Below are 15706 nucleotides of genomic sequence, written 5' to 3'. Positions count from 1 at the left end.
TTTTTCACGATAGCCACCTCATTTAATAGTTAGTTAATAATAGTAATCAGAAAAAAAAGACTTCCGCTAGTAGCTAGCAGGAGTCTTTTCTAAAAAAAGCATTTAGGCATCATACGCCTAAACTGTCTCACCATAAAATTATATATAGCTAGTTTAGCATGAAAGGTGCAATCTAGCAATTACTTCTCATCTTTTGTGTCTGTTTTCTTAGCAGTTGTTGAGTTGTTACCGTACGTATAGTCTGACCGTTTAGTAGGGGTAAAACCCTCAGGTGTATAGAAACGGAGTAAATCTTGTTGGAGGACTTTATCAGAGAAACCGAGCACATTATTGACGTAATTATGTTGCTCTTTCATCTCATCTGTTACCTGCTCATCGGTCAAGACGGTGCCGGTTTTTTGGTCGTAATACTTACCACCAATATAAGAAACCGTGTTACTTACAAAGTTACCATTTCTAAATGGAATCGTTTGGTTATGAGTGGTTGATAATAAGTCAGTCCCAAATTGCAGGTAGTCTTTACTATCGATACCGAGTAAGTGTAAGACCGTTGGTAACGTATCAACTTGGCCGCCATAGGAATGGTCAACAAAGCCATCGACACCAGGAACGTGTATCATGAGTGGCACACGCTGTAGTTGGGCAACATCGAAATCAGTAACGTCATCGTCACCTAAAACTTTACCAAGTGCATCTGAGCGGTTGTCTGACGTGCCGTAATGATCGCCGTACATAACAATCACAGAGTTGTCATACAGACCTGATTTCTTTAAATAGGTCATAAACTGTCCAAGTGCCTCATCGAGGTAACGGGCAGTTTGAAAAGAACCGTCAACTGTTGAATCGCCTGAATTTGCCCCATCAATCGTAGCGTCTTCAGCACTTATTGGGTAAGGGAAGTGATTGGATAAGGTGATGAACTTCGCATAAAACGGTTGTTTCAATGTTTCTAACATTGGAATCGATTCTGTAAAGAAGGGTTTATCTTTCAGACCGTAATTAAGCGTATCGTTTTCGTTCATGTCATAGTAGCTTGAGTCGAAAAAGTTCTTAATACCGAACTCTTTATATACGGCATCACGATTCCAAAACGACCGTGTGTTACCATGGAATACCGCGCTATCGTAGCCATGGTGACCGAGAATAGCAGGCTGTGATTGATAGACATTGTCACCTTTAGACGTAAAGGCCGATCCGCTAGCAAGACCGTACAATGAGTTTTCTAACATCATTTCGGCATCACTTGTTTTACCTTGACCGACTTGATGAAAGTAATTATCAAAGGCGATGGTTTCTTTATCTTTGAAGAACTTATTAATATTTGGTGTCACTTCTTCACCATTTAGCTTAAAGTTAACTAAATATTGTTGAAAAGACTCTAAATGGATGTATATAACATTTTTGTTTTTAGCGATACCAAAGTATTTTTCGTTTGGCACAGCATAGTTCTTTTTAGTGAAATCGAGCGCTTGTTGCGTATCGGTACCGCTCGCACTCGCTTTTTCTTTTGTTGATTTCGCAGTACGATAAGTATCGAATAACATGAAGTTGGTCATACCGAGATATTTCACGACGTAGTTATTATCAAACCCACGTGAAAGTAATTGCGGACGATCAATTTCAGCTAATGATAGGTTGGCTGCAAATAAGGCAACCGCTAACGTTAAAATTCCTAAGGTTTTACGGGGACGAACACGCACCGCTTTGTTAGGAACAAATACTTTGAAAACAAGTAATAAAATTAAGAGCACAACATCGGTAAAGACAAGGAAATCGACCGGGCGCATTAATGCCATAATGCTGCCACCCATATCTCCTAAGTTTGATGATTGTAACATCGTTGGAACGGTGATGAAATCAGCAAATTCACGGTAATAGACAACATTGCAATAAAGCAATAAGCTCAAGAGGAAGTCCGCGAGTATCATCCAAATAAAGGCGCGTCTCCCTTTCGCGAATAGGCCAAGTCCAATGAAGAACAAGGTTGCACTTAGAGGGTTAAGCAATAGTAAGAAGGATTGGGCTCCATTTTCAATGCCTAAGGTGAAGGCGAATTTATAAGTGATGTAGGATTTAATCCAAAATAATATAACCGCTAGTAAGCAAAACAATAAGGCACTACTGAAGGGTTGTTTGATTTTTAAACGACTCATGTTTTAATCTCTCCTATTTTTCAGGTTTTAACGTCAATAAAAACAAACAGGTGACTACTTTTACTCGGACGTAAAGGCTACCTGTTAGACTGAAACAATAATACCACAAACTGGTCGTAAATGCCAAAGTAAAGAAATATATCAATGACAGGATGAGGTAAAATGACAGTCTGATTATTTTCTGATAATTAAAGATTAATGCTTGCATAAATCAAATTAACCGATTAAAATTAGGGGGAATAATGATTATTAAATAATAATTATTATAAACGAAAAGAGGTGCTCAATATGACGAACAACAAGTTAACAACGAATACCGGTGCGCCAGTTGGCGATAACCAAAACACGATGACCGCAGGTGTTAATGGTCCGGTCTTATTACAAGACGTACATTTCATTGAGAAAATGGCTCATTTTGACCGTGAACGTGTGCCAGAACGTGTCGTTCATGCCAAAGGTGCAGGTGCACATGGTGTTTTTAAAGTAACAAATGATTTAACAAAATACACACGTGCTGATTTCTTATCAGCAGTTGGTAAAGAAACTGAAATTTTAACGCGTTTCTCGACTGTTGCAGGTGAACTTGGTTCGGCCGATACAGTGCGTGACCCACGTGGCTTCTCTGTCCGTTTCTATAGCGAAGAAGGAAACTATGATATCGTTGGTAATAATACACCGGTTTTCTTCATTAAAGACCCGCTTAAATTCCCTGACTTTATTCACACGCAAAAACGCGATCCGCAAACCCATCTAAAAAGCGCCACTGCTGCTTGGGATTTCTGGTCGTTATCACCAGAATCATTACATCAAGTAACAATCTTAATGTCTGACCGCGGGATTCCGGCCTCATTTAGACATATGCATGGTTTTGGTAGTCATACATATCGTTGGACAAATGCTGAGGGCCAGAGCTTCTGGGTGAAATATCACTTCAAAACAAACCAAGGGGTTAAAAACTTAACTGTTGAAGCGGCTGAACGTTTAGCTGGTCAAAATCCTGATTACCATACACAAGATTTATTCTATGCGATTGAAGATGGTGATTTTCCGTCATGGACTCTCCATGTTCAAATCATGCCGTTAGAAGATGCAGCGAAATATCGCTTTAATCCGTTTGATGTAACGCAAACAATCTCACAAAAAGATTATCCGTTAATCGAAGTCGGTACAATGATCTTGAACCGTAACCCGGAAAACTATTTTGCAACAATTGAACAAGCGGCCTTTTCACCAGCAAACATCGTACCTGGCATTGATTTATCACCAGATAAAATGTTACATGGTCGTGTGTTCTCTTATCCAGATACGCAACGTCATCGCATCGGACCAAACTATAACTTGTTAAAAGTTAACCAACCAAAAAATCCGATTAACAACTACCAACGCGACGGTGCAATGCGCAGCGATAGCAATGGCGGTTCAAGTGTTTATTATGAACCGAATAGTTTTGGCGGACCGAAAGAATCACCTGTTGATAAATATGCAACCTTGAAACTCGAAGGCATTGCTGCGAACCATGCGCATGCTAACGATGATTTCTATACACAACCTGGTGATTTATACCGTTTATTAAGCGAAGAAGAAAAACAACGTTTAGTTGATAATATCGTCGGTGGGTTAAGCACTGTCCGATTAGAAGAAATTAAAATTCGTCAAACACAACACTTCTATAAAGCCGATAAAGATTATGGTGAACGTGTTGCAAAAGCACTAGGCTTATCGTTAGATCAAATTAAATAAGCATCATCATATTAGCGAACACCAAAAGTTAGTTGAAAAACTAACTTTTTTTTTATGGCTTGAATTTACAATTGAAGTGCAACGCTACAAAAAAGACCCATAAATAAATATTCAGTAGAATAGAAGTTACTACACAACTTATTCGAAGAGGATTAATAGTTATGAATCACTACCAACATCTTACCCTATTTGAACGTGAAGACTTACATGGATGGATTGAACAAAATCTTTCGATTCGAAAAATTGCTGATTTCCTTGATAACACCACATTCTATTTTGCGCATCCTAATTCATCTTGGAAGTGTGGGACAAATGAAAAGACAAAGAGTCTATTGCGAGAATATTTGCCTAATAAACAGACATCACAACATACAGAGAGGCGAACATTGATATTTTTACATCTAAACGTAATTATCGACTCAAAAATGTTTAAACTGTAAAACACGGTATGAAGTCTTTTGCAATATTATGTTGCATTTTATTTGACAATTAAAGGGTCAAATAGTCTAAAGAAAGGAAAAAAGTACAGCGAAGATGGCGTGGCACCAATTTCATTGGCATCTTTCTTTGGATTTCGAAAAGTTCTTTATGTTTTTGTCCCAACTGACCGTTTATGAAACGCAATTACGCAACCAACGCGTGTCTCTCAAAACCTTGAAAGACCTGTTTATTCGATTTTAATACTGGATTGCTCAGGTGTCCCTTTTTTTTTAAAAAAACTTTTTTGAAATGACACGCGTTCAGTTTGAAACGTTTTACTAGCGAGTGATAAGTTTCTATTGATTAACTCGAAACATCGTAAGCTGTTTGATTGCTTCAGTCATAAGTGAGGGCAGTCAATAGCGTTCTCTCGATGAGTAAATAGTCTCTTTCGCAGAAAACTGTCAGCTTCCGCCTTTTTTTTTTTATGTTTTAAAGTGCATCTTAGAAAAAAATAGGGTAAGATGTAAAGACTAGAGCAATCTATTTAAGAAGGGAATGTCCAATAATGCAAAAAAAGAAGTTGCTTTTACCTATCATCATTTTAATAATCGGTCTTTTACTAATTTTATCACCATGGATTAAAAACATGATTATTGCCAACATGAGTCAAGTCGATAGTTCAATCACTGCGAGTCAATTGAGTGATAATGATAAAAATAAAGCGAAGAATGATTACGATGCAGTTAAACGTCCGTCGTTGACGACTGTGTTTAACAACAGTATGAATGTCGATAAAAATGCCATCATCGGCGAAATTGAAATTAAAAGTGTTAAACTGCATTTACCGATTTTAAAAGGAACAAACGATGCGAATTTACTCGGTGGGGCAACAACAATGCTTGATAATCAAGTGATGGGTAAAGGAAATTACTCATTAGCGGGTCATCACATGCGTGATGAAAAATTACTGTTTGGACCATTGATGAACATTAAAGAAAAGGCTGAAATCATCATTACGAATAAGAAAAAAGATTATCACTATCGAGTTACTGAAACAAAAATTGTCGATGAGACACAGGTTGATATTTTAGATGATAAAAACGATGATCGAATCACGTTATTTACGTGTGATACAGCTAGTGCAACAACGAAACGTTATGTTGTTATTGGTCAGCTGGATAAGGTAACAAAACATAAATAACCGCAGAACGAGAGTGGTGAACATAGTTTTAGTCTGAGCCAGTGTTGCGACACTGGCTTTTAGTCTGGCTAGAAGTTTATCCATTTGTAAACGAGATGTGATACAATAAAGTGATTAATAAATTAGAGTATTTATTGAGAGGATTGTAGTCGATGAGCGAGAAGAGCAATTCAAAAAACAAGTTATTCGGGCTTTTTTTTTGTCTTAACGGTACTGATTATTATTATTGCAGTTATTTTTGCAGTGCGACATATTAACAATGTAAAAGCGATTGAAGAAGCGAAGGTCCAAAAGGCTACCTTAATTGTTAATCGTTTGTATAAAGATGAGCGACTGGCAGATGGTGTAACTGAAATAACGTTAAATAATGCCCGGACGGCAACGGCAGAGATTGAGGATGAAACAAAGAAAAATAAATTAGCGAAACAAATTAAACAAGCAACTCTGTTATTGGAGCAGCAAAATGATCTTATCGAGCAGCTAGATGCCTTTACAACGGACGATGGCGATCAATTCATTGATGATTTAACGAGTGTGAAAGTGCGAGAGTTGCCAGTTGAAAACATTAGCAATGCAAAAATACAAGAGCAAGCCCTAGCCAAACAAACAGAATTAATTGACTGGCTAGCAGCGAGTGATGAGCTCGAAGTGACGATTGGTCAGCTATTTACAAATGGCGAGCAAGCTAAACTAGCACCTAAAGTGACCGACGCACAAATAAAAAAAGGCGAAAGAACAAATAAAAACAATCAAAAATGAGAAGAAACGTGTCTTGTTTGAGGTTCAAATTAATAAGGCAGTGAAATTAAGTGCTGAATTAGCTAAGAAAAATAAAGCGAAAGCCGACTCTTAACAAGGAGACAGGCTTTCGCTTTTATTTACCATTCCATTTCAATTAGTGCTAACGTGGAGGCGGTTGGTGCTGTATTAAGGAGGCGCTGCCAAGGGATGAGCCAGTCAGCGGGTAACTTTCGACGGAAGTAAAGCACCTGATCCAAAACAGCAGTAGCAATTGCTTGTTGTTCAAGCGGCTGTCCACGTTTAAAACGTCTTTGGCAAACGGTTGTCCAAAAGTTTTTGTCAGGGTAATCTTCGATTGCTTGGATTGCATGTATAAACGCAGTAGTATCATAATGATATATATGAAATGCGATTTTATCAGCCGACCACGTTAAAATATCAGTGGCTTCGAAAAGTTTCAGTTGAAGTTTCTCGTTAAAGGCAGTTAAAGAGGCTGCAACTTGAAAGCTGTTTAATGTTTCGAAATCAGCAAAAATCACAGTCGGTTCAATTGAGTGGGTACGGTAATGAAACCCAAGCATGCGTGGTCCATCCTTAGCAAAATAAAAGGTTGTACCTGCCAACGTTTGTTCGTGCTCAAAGCCTGTAACGGTTGTAACGGCTTCAATCGGTAGCACACGATACACTTCTAAAAAGTCAAAACCATACGAGGTTGGTTCAATCGTCGCTAGGGTGTTTTTAGCCAGTAATCCGTCAATGGTTTCGTGATAAAAACGGTCATAGTTTTGTGGTGGTTGAAAACTACTATGAGGATGTTCTGGTGTTTGCCAGTATAAGGTCATCGAATCACTCTTTCGCTTCATTTAATGTAATAATTTGTTTTACTATCGAATCAATTGTCTGTGTAGCAAGGTAAGCTTCCATTTTTTGTTGGGCTTTAAATAAGACATCCGCTAAAACCTTTTCGATTTCAGAACCTACGATACAATCAGGATTAGAATTTTCATGTATTTGGAAGAGTGTATTGGGAACACTGTCAACAGCGTGGTAGACATCGAGTAAGCTGATTGACTCAAAGGGGTGTAGTAGAGTAGCCCCTTTGGAACCGCGATGATTAGTCACGAGTTTCGCCTCTTTTAATTGACCAATAATACGACGAATCACAACGGGATTCGTATTGACACTACTTGCCAACAACTCGGAACTCATGCCTTCATTTTGGTCGAGCGCTAATAAACTAAGCACGTGCACAGCCACGGTAAAACGACTACTAATCTTCATTTAGTCAGCCTCCTTCACTCAATTATAGAAACTTGATGTCGTCACTGTCAATGATAATGTTCTCACTTAAGTCGTATCAGTAAAGATGTAGTAAAAAAAAAGGTTATAATACAAGGTATAAAGATCGTAAAAAAACTGGAGGTATGAATTATGAAAACAATCAAAGCAGTTGATACAAAACAATTTTTAAATCACCAAGTGGCCAATTACGGCGTCGTGTATATAAAATTACATCAACTTCACTGGTATGTCAAAGGCTCTCATTTCTTTACCTTACATGAAAAATTTGAAGAGTTATATAATGAGACAACGGCCATTTTAGATGAAATTGCCGAGCGTTTAATTGCAATCGGTGGAGCACCTTATTCGACATTGGCTGAGTTTATCGCTCATTCAAGTATCGAAGAACAACCTTATAAAACACCGCTTAATCAAGATGAGATGGTGAAAATTGTCATTGCTGATTTAACAACTTTACGTGATGAATTAGTTGAAGGCATTGCAATCAGCGATGAAGAAAACGATTCAGTAACAAATGACTTGCTTATTTCGAAAAAAGCCTCAATTGATACGCACATTTGGTTCTACACGGCTTTCTTAGGTGAGCAACCAGTGCCTGCTAAAGATTAAACGACAGGTGAAATCACCTTGTTCAGCCTTATCAACTCGTAGGCAATGCTGCTTGCGTTATTTCGAAAGAAAAAGAAGTTTGTTTTTACTTTTTCGACAATCTGAGACCTTGAGAAAGCATCAAGGTCTTTTTTTTGTTCATAATGTTGTCATTGCTCTCGGGAGAGTTTTCAGCTTAAATATGTTACAGTAATAGAAGTTAATAGTAGAATTTGAGGGGAGTGCATCAGTTTGAAAATTGAAATTAGTAGCCCAGCGTTGGCTTTTTTTTAAAGATGAGTTTGATATAGCGAAAACGCCTAGCATTCGTCTATTTGCGAAGTATGGTGGTAACAGTAATATCCATCAAGGTTTTTCAGTAGGAATTATGGCAGAAGAGATGGTCGATCCTGTAGTTGAGGTTCCCGTGGACCAAATGGTTTTTTTTATTGAAGAAACTGACTTTTGGTATTTTGAAGGACACGATTGGCATATTGATTATGATCACCAAACAGACTCGCTTGATTTTGGACCAGTTACATCTACAGATAGATAGGAGAGAACTATGAAAGAATTGTTAGAATTGTTCCAGAAAAAAGCAGTCCGTCGCTTTTTGATTTTTGTATTACTGATTGGTATCCTTTATGTGTTGCGTAGTATGATAAGTGTGCTACTCCTAACGTTCATCTTTGCTTTTTTAGTGGACCGCTTAGAAACACTTGTTTTAAAATATATCAAACTACCGCGAAAACTAATTGTTGTCATTATTTATGCAACCTTTGTTATCTTTATATATACAATGATAACCCATTATTTACCAACGATTGTCACTCAGGTGACTCAATTATTCAATTCAACGGTGGACTTTTTTAGTCAAGGTAAGAGCAATGCAGCCTTTACAATTACGATGGATTTCATGGAAAAATACAACGTTAAACAGTACATGAATACAGGTGTTAATTTACTTGTTTCTTCATTAACAAGTGCAAGTAGCTTAACGATGAATTTATTAATTGCTTTATTATTAAGTTTTTTCTTTTCCCTCAGCAAAGAACATTTACTTGTTTTTACAAAAGGCTTTAAACACAGTGCAATTGGTTTTATTTATGATGAAATGGCCTACTTTGGATCGCGTTTTATCGGTACCTTTGGTAAGGTATTAGAAGCACAATTTATCATCGCGTTGTTCAATACATTAGCGACAACCTTAGTTTTATGGTTGCTTAATTTCCCACAACTGATTAGTTTAGCACTGATGATTTTTGTGTTGAGTCTTATCCCAGTTGCCGGTGTTGTTATCTCTCTGATACCGCTATGTATTATCGGTTATACGATTGGTGGCTTTAAAGATGTTATTTATATGGTGATAACGATTCTTGTTATTCATGGTATTGAGGCCTATATTTTAAACCCTAAAATCATGTCATCGAAAACTGATTTACCCATTTTTTATACGTTTCTCGTCTTGATTTTTAGCGAACACTTCTTTGGGGTTTGGGGTTTAATTGTCGGAATTCCTGTGTTTATGTTCTTAGTAGACGTTGTTGGAGCGAAACCAGAACATCTTGAAAAGGCATCATTACTCAAAAAAGTAAGAAAGAAAAAAAGTGCATTAAAAAAACTGATTGCCGCTATTTAAGGGCAATCAGTTTTTTAATTTTGTTTGAGGAACTGACCATAAAAATTGACCGATACGACAATCAACCGTACTGTTTTCGTGTAGCAAGGAATGAAGGCCGGCCTCGCCTTTAATGATTTGTGTTTGAATCGGGCTTTTTTTGAAAATTTCTTCAGCGAGTAGGGCGCTTTCAAGGGAGACTGAGCCATCGCCACCAACAGCTTGGCTTGTATAACCCGCCACAATAAGTAAAGCGGTACTTTTAGGTAGATTTTCCGCCATCAACTGTGACATTTTGGCAGTGGCTTTTTCCTGGCTTTTTACTTTATTCGTGTAATCATTTGCCGCTAAAGGCACACCGAGGTAAACTAATTTGTTTAGTTGGGGTAGTTCGGCATTTTGGTGGTTGAGGGCAATAAAAACAGTTAGAGCGCTTCCGCCCATTGAATGTGTCACGAAGTTGACTTTTTTTTATGTGATTTTCTTCCGCGAGGTAGGTCATGATATTTTTAATGTAACCTGCTTGTGTTTTTAAGTTTTCCTTATTTGAAGCAAAGGTCACATTAATGAGTGGATTTAGACTGTCTTTGTCAAAGGTTCCGACAGCATTAACGGTACCATCCGTATCAACACGTAATGTTTGCGTGTTTGACGCCCAATCAAATTGTGACTGAAAGCGATTGATCATACCACCAAAGGTTCGCTCATTACCATTATACCCATGAATAAAGACCGTTGGAATATGAGTAGATTGTGCTTTAGGATATTTGGGCTGCATGAGTGAAAGTAGCGTAATGACAAGGCCGACAGCTAAACAGGCAGATAGGATGACGAACAGTCCAGTATGTTTTTTCATAGTTCACCTCAATTAATTGTGTAATACCCTTTATTATAGCGTATGTTACTCTGTTTGTGTACACCGCTAGTTTCAGAAAATTCGGACTAAAAGAAATCATAATACTGCCCTTTTGTAAAAAATCGTGTAAAATAAAGGGAATAACATCATAAACGGTAAGAACTTATTACTGGATACATAAAAGGAGTGGCAGTGTGAGAACAACTATTGCGACAAGTAAGCGTGTGGTTATCAAGGTGGGTACATCATCATTAATGTATGCCAATGGCAAAATAAATTTACGGACGATTGAACGATTAGTCCGCGTAATTGCTGATTTATCAAATCAAGGTCGTGAAGTTGTTCTTGTTTCATCAGGAGCAATCGGCGTTGGGATTCATAAACTGCAACTCGATGAGGCACCGATTGAGATGGCTGGTAAACAAGCGGTAGCAGCTGTAGGACAGTCAGAGCTCATGCATATTTACAGTAAACTATTTGGTGAATACGGTCATGTTGTTGGACAAGTATTATTAACCCGCGATGTGATTGACTTTCCTGACAGTCGGAAGAATGTGACGAATACGTTTGCGAAAATGCTCGAACATCATATCATTCCAATTGTTAATGAAAACGATACAGTCAGTGTTAATGAAATCGAACACGTTACCCGCTTTGGGGATAATGATCAGTTATCAGCGATTGTCAGTGAAATTATCGAAGCTGATTTACTGATTATTTTATCGGATATTGATGGTCTATATGATAGCGATCCACATAAAAATAAAGCGGCAAAACTAATCGCAGAAGTTCAGGCGATTACACCCGCGATTGAAAAGTTAGCAGGTGGTGAAGGCAGTCGCTTTGGGACTGGTGGAATGGTGACTAAAATCGAGGCGGCTCAACGCGTGTTACATAATAAGTCGAAAATGGTCATTACAAATGGTGCGGATCCCTACATTATTCATGCGATCTTAGCAGGCAAGCAGATTGGTACTTTATTTAGTTTGGAGGAGAAATAATGACCGAAATAATCGAACAAGGGCAACGGGCCCGGCAGTCAGCACGTAAACTTGCGCTGCTCGAAACCTCCCAAAAAAACGACTTGTTAGCCACCATTGCAGCGGCTTTACGAGCAAATAGTACGGCAATTATGACTGAGAATGCAAAGGATTTAGCAGTTGCAGCGGAAAACGGCGTGACTGAACCAATGATGGCGCGCTTGCGTCTTGATGAAAATGCGATTGAGATCATATCTCAAGGTGTTGAACAGGTGATGAAACTAGCGGATCCTGTCGGTGAAGGAGTCAATGCTTGGACAAATGAAGCGGGACTGAAAATTGCAGAAGAACGTGTCCCTTTTGGTGTCGTAGCGATTATTTATGAATCACGTCCGAATGTGACCGTTGATGCAGCTGTCTTATGTTTAAAGGCGGGGAATGCGACGATTTTACGAGGTGGTAAGGAAGCAATTCATTCAAATCGTGCCCTTGTTAAAGTAATTCAAGCCGCCTTGCGTGCCTTTGGTTTAGAAGAGGCCGTGCAGCTGGTGCAAAGTACAGAACGCGCATCTGCCAAACAATTAATGCAATTGAACGGCTACGTTGATGTGTTAATTCCTCGTGGGAGTGCAGGGCTGATTCAAACGGTTGTGCAAGAAGCAACTATACCAGTGATTGAAACAGGCACAGGCAATTGTCATATATATGTTGACGCATCAGCTGATCAAGCACAGGCTGAAGCGATTATTATCAATGCGAAGGTCCAACGTCCGTCTGCCTGTAATGCGGTTGAAACAGTTTTAGTTCATGAAGCGATAGCAGCGACCTTTTTACCAGGACTCTTAACGAAACTACAACAAAAAGGGATTGAAATACGCGGTGACGAAACAGTTCAATCCCTTAACGAGTCAATCGTGCCAGCAACTATTCACGATTATGAGACTGAATTTTTAGATTTAATCATTGCCATTAAAGTGGTCGATTCGACTGCGACAGCGATGAATCATATCGAACGTTATAGCACAAAACACTCGGAAGCAATTTTAACCAATTCATACGCGGATGCCCAATTATTTAAAAAGGGAGTCGATGCGGCTGTCGTATATGTTAACGCCTCAACCCGTTTTACCGATGGCTTTGAATTTGGTTTCGGAGCAGAAATCGGTATTAGTACACAAAAACTACACGCGCGTGGACCGATGGGATTGACACAACTAACGTCGGTTAAATACGTTGTTAGCGGTGACGGACAAATTCGCCATTAAATCAGACTTAAGTTGTAGGGGAATATCATGCTCTAGCATCTATAGTGACGGTTGAGGAGTTGTTATACTATAGATACACAGAAAGAAGGCGGTTATAAAAATGCCACTATTAGTCATTGGATTAATGCTTGCGTTAGGACTTTTATTGTTGATGTCTTTTTGGTCAGTACTCATTATTGGAATTGGCTTAACGATGATCGTTTCCGGCGTGACGTATTTTACACGAGCACAGGGCTGGGTAAAATGGATACAGCTACTTGTAATTGTGCTTGGCACCAGCTTTATAATCAGTCAGTGGAAGTTCGCACTCTTTGTGATGCTAATTGCTGTCGGTTTATATTACTGGCGTAAACAGCGTCGTGCGAATAAAGTCACACGTCCAAATATATTTGAATACAAATCTTAGGAGGAATGAATGATGAAGGATGTTCGTAAATCAGTTGAAGATAAAGCGCGTGATTTGAAAAAAACAAGTGGAAACAAGTGTGTCAGATGTCGTCCGTCAAGGGAAAGAAACGTGGCGTAAATGGCAGTATGATGAAATGCCGCAGTTAGAGTCTTACGATCGCTACATTCGTAAAGTGAAACGTGACTTAAATGATATCGATAATATTATGGCAAAGAAACGTGAACTAGCTTCGGAGGTGGATGACTTATTAGCAAATGCGACAGCACAATTGCAAAAAAGAACAGACCAAGCCGATCAGGCGACAGCTGATAACGAAGTGAAGTTGGCTGATTTAGCGACAAAGGAAGTTTCGTTTTATAAAACACAGGTTCAGAAATTAACAGCATTACAACAAAAAATGGCAGCGGACATTGATGTGCTTGAGCAACGCTATTATGAAATCCAAACGAAATGGAAGTCGATTGAAGTTGATCGTTTGAGCTTTGTTAGCGATACAACCCAAGAACGTGCCGAAGCTAAAATGGACGAAGTGTTACACAACTTATCGTGGGGCACAGTCGAAGAAGCAGTTCAACAAGTTGAACAAGAGCGTTTTGCTGATGAAGTCGAAGCGGTTGAAAAAAAAAGCGGGCACATCGTTGGATGAGTTAATGGATCAATTGGAAGAAAAGTATCCAAAGGAAGATAAATAACAGCATTTCGCAGCACGTTGTCAAACAAGCCGAAATGTGTCTGAAAGTTCAATCCCTTATCCTTATTCGGATAAGGGATTTTTCTTTTCGGGGTATTTCACTTGGATATGGAATGGTTTTCGGTTAAACTAGAGAAAAGAAATTTTAAAGGAGAGTTTGTATGGCACCCGTAATTGGTATTTCTGGCAGTGTTTTATTGGATCCGCTTTTTTCACCCGTAATTATTAAACGTTCTTATGTTAATGAACAGTACATCGATGCAATCACAGCAGCTGGAGGAATTCCGCTCATCATCCCTGTGACAGATGTTGCAGCTGTTACAGCCTATGTGTCACTAATCGATGGACTTGTTCTCTCAGGAGGTCATGATGTTTCGCCGCAATTGTATGGCGAAGAAACCTTAAGTCGAGCAGGCGAATCTTATCCTGCCCGTGATACGTTTGAACATGCCCTGCTCTTAGAAACCTTAAAACATAATAAACCGGTGTTGGGTATTTGTCGGGGTGCACAGCTGCTCAACGTTGTCCATGGTGGTTCGCTATACCAAGATGTTTCCTATGCTGAGCATGTGCAGCTACAACATCTACAGGCCACTGCCGGAGAAGAGCCTGTCCATAAGGTTACCTTAACACCAGCATCACGCATTGCTACAATTTTTGAGACGGAAACAATTGGTGTTAATTCATTCCATCATCAGTTGATTAAAACGGTTGCACCACAATTTGTAGCGACTGGTGTCACGTCAGATGGTGTGGTTGAAGTGATTGAGTCACAAGCACGCGACCATTTTATTATGGGTGTACAATGGCATCCTGAGCAAATGGCGCAAAAAAATCAGCAGATGCAAGGACTCTTTAATGCGTTTGTTGCAGAGAGTGCTACATATAAGGTGATAATGTCGCTGCATTAAAAAGGACATAGATGTTAAAACTAATTGTTTATCGGTCTCGTATCCGCTAAATTATTAGTTTTTTTTTCATGAATTGCAAGAATAAGTTAGCCACCACGTGCCGAATCATGATAGTAAGTTTACTTTTTCATTTGTGAACAGTTGAAGTTTTGTAATTTCTTCTAAAAATAGCTCTTTTGGTGTTTGAAATCCTAAAATCCGACGTGGCAAATTATTCATCCATGTTTGAATCCGTTGGACAAGTTGATCACTTACATCACTGACAGAACGTCCTTTTTGAATGAATCTTCGAATGATTCCATTATGATTTTCATTGGTGCCACGTTCCCAAGAGGAATAAGGATGTGTGAAATAAATAGCCAGTGTATCTTTGAGCAACTCATTGATGCCTGAAAAGTCTTTGCCATTATCCGCAGTAATGGTTTTAAAGAGGGCTCCAAAATATGATCCAAACTGTTTCCTTAGTTGTAAGAGCGCTTTATTCACAAAAGATGCTTGTTTTCCTTCGACTTTGAGTATGAATTCAAATCTTGTTTTACGCTCAGTCACTGTTAATAAAACAGCGTCTGTTTTATTTTTTAGACCAACAACAGTATCAATTTCCCAATGCCCTAATTCTTCTCGGACATCAATGATGTCTGGACGTTTTTCAATTGATTGTCCTAATATACGCTTGTTCTTACGACTTTTTTGTTTCTTAATTTGTCGTGATACCTTTTTATTCAAGTCAATGTTTTTGACGCCTAAGAAACCAGCATCAATCAGATGATAAAGTGTTTTTACTGAAAGCATTTCATCGTCTGAAAAAAAGCTGATGGCGTTTGACAT

At 38.7% G+C, this 15706-nt stretch carries 18 protein-coding genes; 12 read left to right on the top strand and 6 right to left on the bottom strand.

Annotation, left to right across the window (positions count from 1 at the left end):
• Positions 1 to 179: 179 nt before the first annotated feature.
• Entirely contained in the window at positions 180 to 2153 is a 1974-nt protein-coding gene (locus BCAMP_RS06085) for an LTA synthase family protein (RefSeq protein WP_035314487.1), read from the bottom strand.
• Positions 2154 to 2441: 288 nt separating this feature from the next.
• Here BCAMP_RS06085 and BCAMP_RS06080 point away from each other — a divergent pair, with 288 nt between their 5' ends.
• The 4 genes from BCAMP_RS06080 to BCAMP_RS06065 all read left to right on the top strand — a co-directional run bounded on the left by BCAMP_RS06080 (position 2442) and on the right by BCAMP_RS06065 (position 6276).
• A complete protein-coding gene (locus tag BCAMP_RS06080; protein ID WP_035314486.1) occupies positions 2442 to 3893 on the top strand; it encodes a catalase in 1452 nt (483 codons plus the stop codon).
• 161 nt (positions 3894 to 4054) lie between these two features.
• Positions 4055 to 4333 (top strand): helix-turn-helix domain-containing protein, encoded by a 279-nt coding sequence (locus tag BCAMP_RS15025; protein WP_035314485.1) that lies wholly within the window; start codon positions 4055 to 4057, stop codon positions 4331 to 4333.
• A 548-nt stretch (positions 4334 to 4881) separates the two neighbouring features.
• Positions 4882 to 5517, top strand: a complete 636-nt coding sequence (locus tag BCAMP_RS06070) for a class A sortase (protein WP_035314484.1) — start codon at positions 4882 to 4884, stop codon at positions 5515 to 5517.
• A 243-nt stretch (positions 5518 to 5760) separates the two neighbouring features.
• Positions 5761 to 6276, top strand: coding sequence for a hypothetical protein (locus tag BCAMP_RS06065; protein ID WP_035314483.1), 516 nt, complete (start codon positions 5761 to 5763; stop codon positions 6274 to 6276).
• 119 nt (positions 6277 to 6395) lie between these two features.
• Here the strand turns inward: BCAMP_RS06065 and BCAMP_RS12575 are convergent, their stop codons facing one another.
• Positions 6396 to 7100: a hypothetical protein gene (locus BCAMP_RS12575; RefSeq protein WP_051456922.1), complete on the bottom strand. Its 705-nt coding sequence runs from the start codon at positions 7098 to 7100 to the stop codon at positions 6396 to 6398.
• 4 nt (positions 7101 to 7104) lie between these two features.
• The gene (locus tag BCAMP_RS06055; RefSeq protein ID WP_035314482.1) at positions 7105 to 7539 is read right to left on the bottom strand and encodes an Rrf2 family transcriptional regulator; all 435 of its coding nucleotides are present in this window, start codon (positions 7537 to 7539) and stop codon (positions 7105 to 7107) included.
• A gap of 150 nt (positions 7540 to 7689) precedes the next feature.
• Here BCAMP_RS06055 and BCAMP_RS06050 point away from each other — a divergent pair, with 150 nt between their 5' ends.
• The 3 genes from BCAMP_RS06050 to BCAMP_RS06040 all read left to right on the top strand — a co-directional run bounded on the left by BCAMP_RS06050 (position 7690) and on the right by BCAMP_RS06040 (position 9787).
• Positions 7690 to 8169, top strand: a complete 480-nt coding sequence (locus BCAMP_RS06050; protein WP_035314481.1) for a Dps family protein — start codon at positions 7690 to 7692, stop codon at positions 8167 to 8169.
• Between the two features lie 238 nt (positions 8170 to 8407).
• Positions 8408 to 8704: a HesB/YadR/YfhF family protein gene (locus BCAMP_RS06045; protein ID WP_035314480.1), complete on the top strand. Its 297-nt coding sequence runs from the start codon at positions 8408 to 8410 to the stop codon at positions 8702 to 8704.
• Between the two features lie 9 nt (positions 8705 to 8713).
• Positions 8714 to 9787 carry an AI-2E family transporter gene (locus tag BCAMP_RS06040; protein WP_035314479.1) on the top strand — a complete coding sequence of 358 codons (1074 nt, stop codon included), beginning with the start codon at positions 8714 to 8716 and terminating at the stop codon, positions 9785 to 9787.
• A 6-nt stretch (positions 9788 to 9793) separates the two neighbouring features.
• Here BCAMP_RS06040 and BCAMP_RS14725 read toward each other — a convergent pair whose 3' ends face one another.
• Complete coding sequence (locus tag BCAMP_RS14725; RefSeq protein ID WP_084038612.1) at positions 9794 to 10210, bottom strand: alpha/beta hydrolase; 417 nt, start codon at positions 10208 to 10210, stop codon at positions 9794 to 9796.
• Complete coding sequence (locus BCAMP_RS14720; RefSeq protein WP_035314477.1) at positions 10104 to 10622, bottom strand: alpha/beta hydrolase; 519 nt, start codon at positions 10620 to 10622, stop codon at positions 10104 to 10106. Before BCAMP_RS14720 ends, BCAMP_RS14725 begins: the two co-directional genes overlap by 107 nt.
• Before the next feature lie 194 nt (positions 10623 to 10816).
• Between BCAMP_RS14720 and proB the strand changes: the two genes are divergently transcribed.
• The 5 genes from proB (at position 10817) to BCAMP_RS06005 (ending at position 14878) form a co-directional block, all read left to right on the top strand.
• Entirely contained in the window at positions 10817 to 11623 is an 807-nt protein-coding gene (gene proB, locus BCAMP_RS06025; RefSeq protein WP_035314476.1) for a glutamate 5-kinase, read from the top strand.
• A complete protein-coding gene (locus BCAMP_RS06020) occupies positions 11623 to 12867 on the top strand; it encodes a glutamate-5-semialdehyde dehydrogenase (protein ID WP_035314475.1) in 1245 nt (414 codons plus the stop codon). Before proB ends, BCAMP_RS06020 begins: the two co-directional genes overlap by 1 nt.
• Before the next feature lie 100 nt (positions 12868 to 12967).
• Complete coding sequence (locus BCAMP_RS06015) at positions 12968 to 13273, top strand: hypothetical protein (RefSeq protein ID WP_035314474.1); 306 nt, start codon at positions 12968 to 12970, stop codon at positions 13271 to 13273.
• Between the two features lie 79 nt (positions 13274 to 13352).
• Positions 13353 to 13922 (top strand): hypothetical protein, encoded by a 570-nt coding sequence (locus tag BCAMP_RS06010; protein WP_035314473.1) that lies wholly within the window; start codon positions 13353 to 13355, stop codon positions 13920 to 13922.
• A 206-nt stretch (positions 13923 to 14128) separates the two neighbouring features.
• The gene (locus BCAMP_RS06005) at positions 14129 to 14878 is read left to right on the top strand and encodes a gamma-glutamyl-gamma-aminobutyrate hydrolase family protein (RefSeq protein WP_035314472.1); all 750 of its coding nucleotides are present in this window, start codon (positions 14129 to 14131) and stop codon (positions 14876 to 14878) included.
• A 105-nt stretch (positions 14879 to 14983) separates the two neighbouring features.
• Here BCAMP_RS06005 and BCAMP_RS06000 read toward each other — a convergent pair.
• Positions 14984 to 15706, bottom strand: a 723-nt coding sequence (locus BCAMP_RS06000; protein WP_035314471.1) for an IS30 family transposase, incomplete at its 5' end; no start/stop codon positions are given.

It is taken from the genome of Brochothrix campestris FSL F6-1037, assembly GCF_000525915.1.
GTDB classification, from domain to species: Bacteria; Bacillota; Bacilli; order Lactobacillales; family Listeriaceae; genus Brochothrix; species Brochothrix campestris.
This window is presented reverse-complemented; position numbering and strand designations above follow the sequence as displayed.

Excerpts from the sequence above, each read along its gene's own strand:
- BCAMP_RS06055 (WP_035314482.1), bottom strand. The coding sequence starts at position 7,539 with ATGAAGATTAGTAGTCGTTTTACCGTGGCTGTGCACGTGCTTAGTTTA.
- BCAMP_RS15025 (WP_035314485.1), top strand. The coding sequence starts at position 4,055 with ATGAATCACTACCAACATCTTACCCTATTTGAACGTGAAGACTTACAT.
- BCAMP_RS06020 (WP_035314475.1), top strand. The coding sequence starts at position 11,623 with ATGACCGAAATAATCGAACAAGGGCAACGGGCCCGGCAGTCAGCACGT.
- BCAMP_RS12575 (WP_051456922.1), bottom strand. The coding sequence starts at position 7,100 with ATGACCTTATACTGGCAAACACCAGAACATCCTCATAGTAGTTTTCAA.
- BCAMP_RS06070 (WP_035314484.1), top strand. The coding sequence starts at position 4,882 with ATGCAAAAAAAGAAGTTGCTTTTACCTATCATCATTTTAATAATCGGT.
- BCAMP_RS14720 (WP_035314477.1), bottom strand. The coding sequence starts at position 10,622 with ATGAAAAAACATACTGGACTGTTCGTCATCCTATCTGCCTGTTTAGCT.
- BCAMP_RS06015 (WP_035314474.1), top strand. The coding sequence starts at position 12,968 with ATGCCACTATTAGTCATTGGATTAATGCTTGCGTTAGGACTTTTATTG.
- BCAMP_RS14725 (WP_084038612.1), bottom strand. The coding sequence starts at position 10,210 with ATGGGCGGAAGCGCTCTAACTGTTTTTATTGCCCTCAACCACCAAAAT.
- BCAMP_RS06080 (WP_035314486.1), top strand. The coding sequence starts at position 2,442 with ATGACGAACAACAAGTTAACAACGAATACCGGTGCGCCAGTTGGCGAT.
- BCAMP_RS06085 (WP_035314487.1), bottom strand. The coding sequence starts at position 2,153 with ATGAGTCGTTTAAAAATCAAACAACCCTTCAGTAGTGCCTTATTGTTT.
- BCAMP_RS06005 (WP_035314472.1), top strand. The coding sequence starts at position 14,129 with ATGGCACCCGTAATTGGTATTTCTGGCAGTGTTTTATTGGATCCGCTT.
- BCAMP_RS06040 (WP_035314479.1), top strand. The coding sequence starts at position 8,714 with ATGAAAGAATTGTTAGAATTGTTCCAGAAAAAAGCAGTCCGTCGCTTT.
- BCAMP_RS06050 (WP_035314481.1), top strand. The coding sequence starts at position 7,690 with ATGAAAACAATCAAAGCAGTTGATACAAAACAATTTTTAAATCACCAA.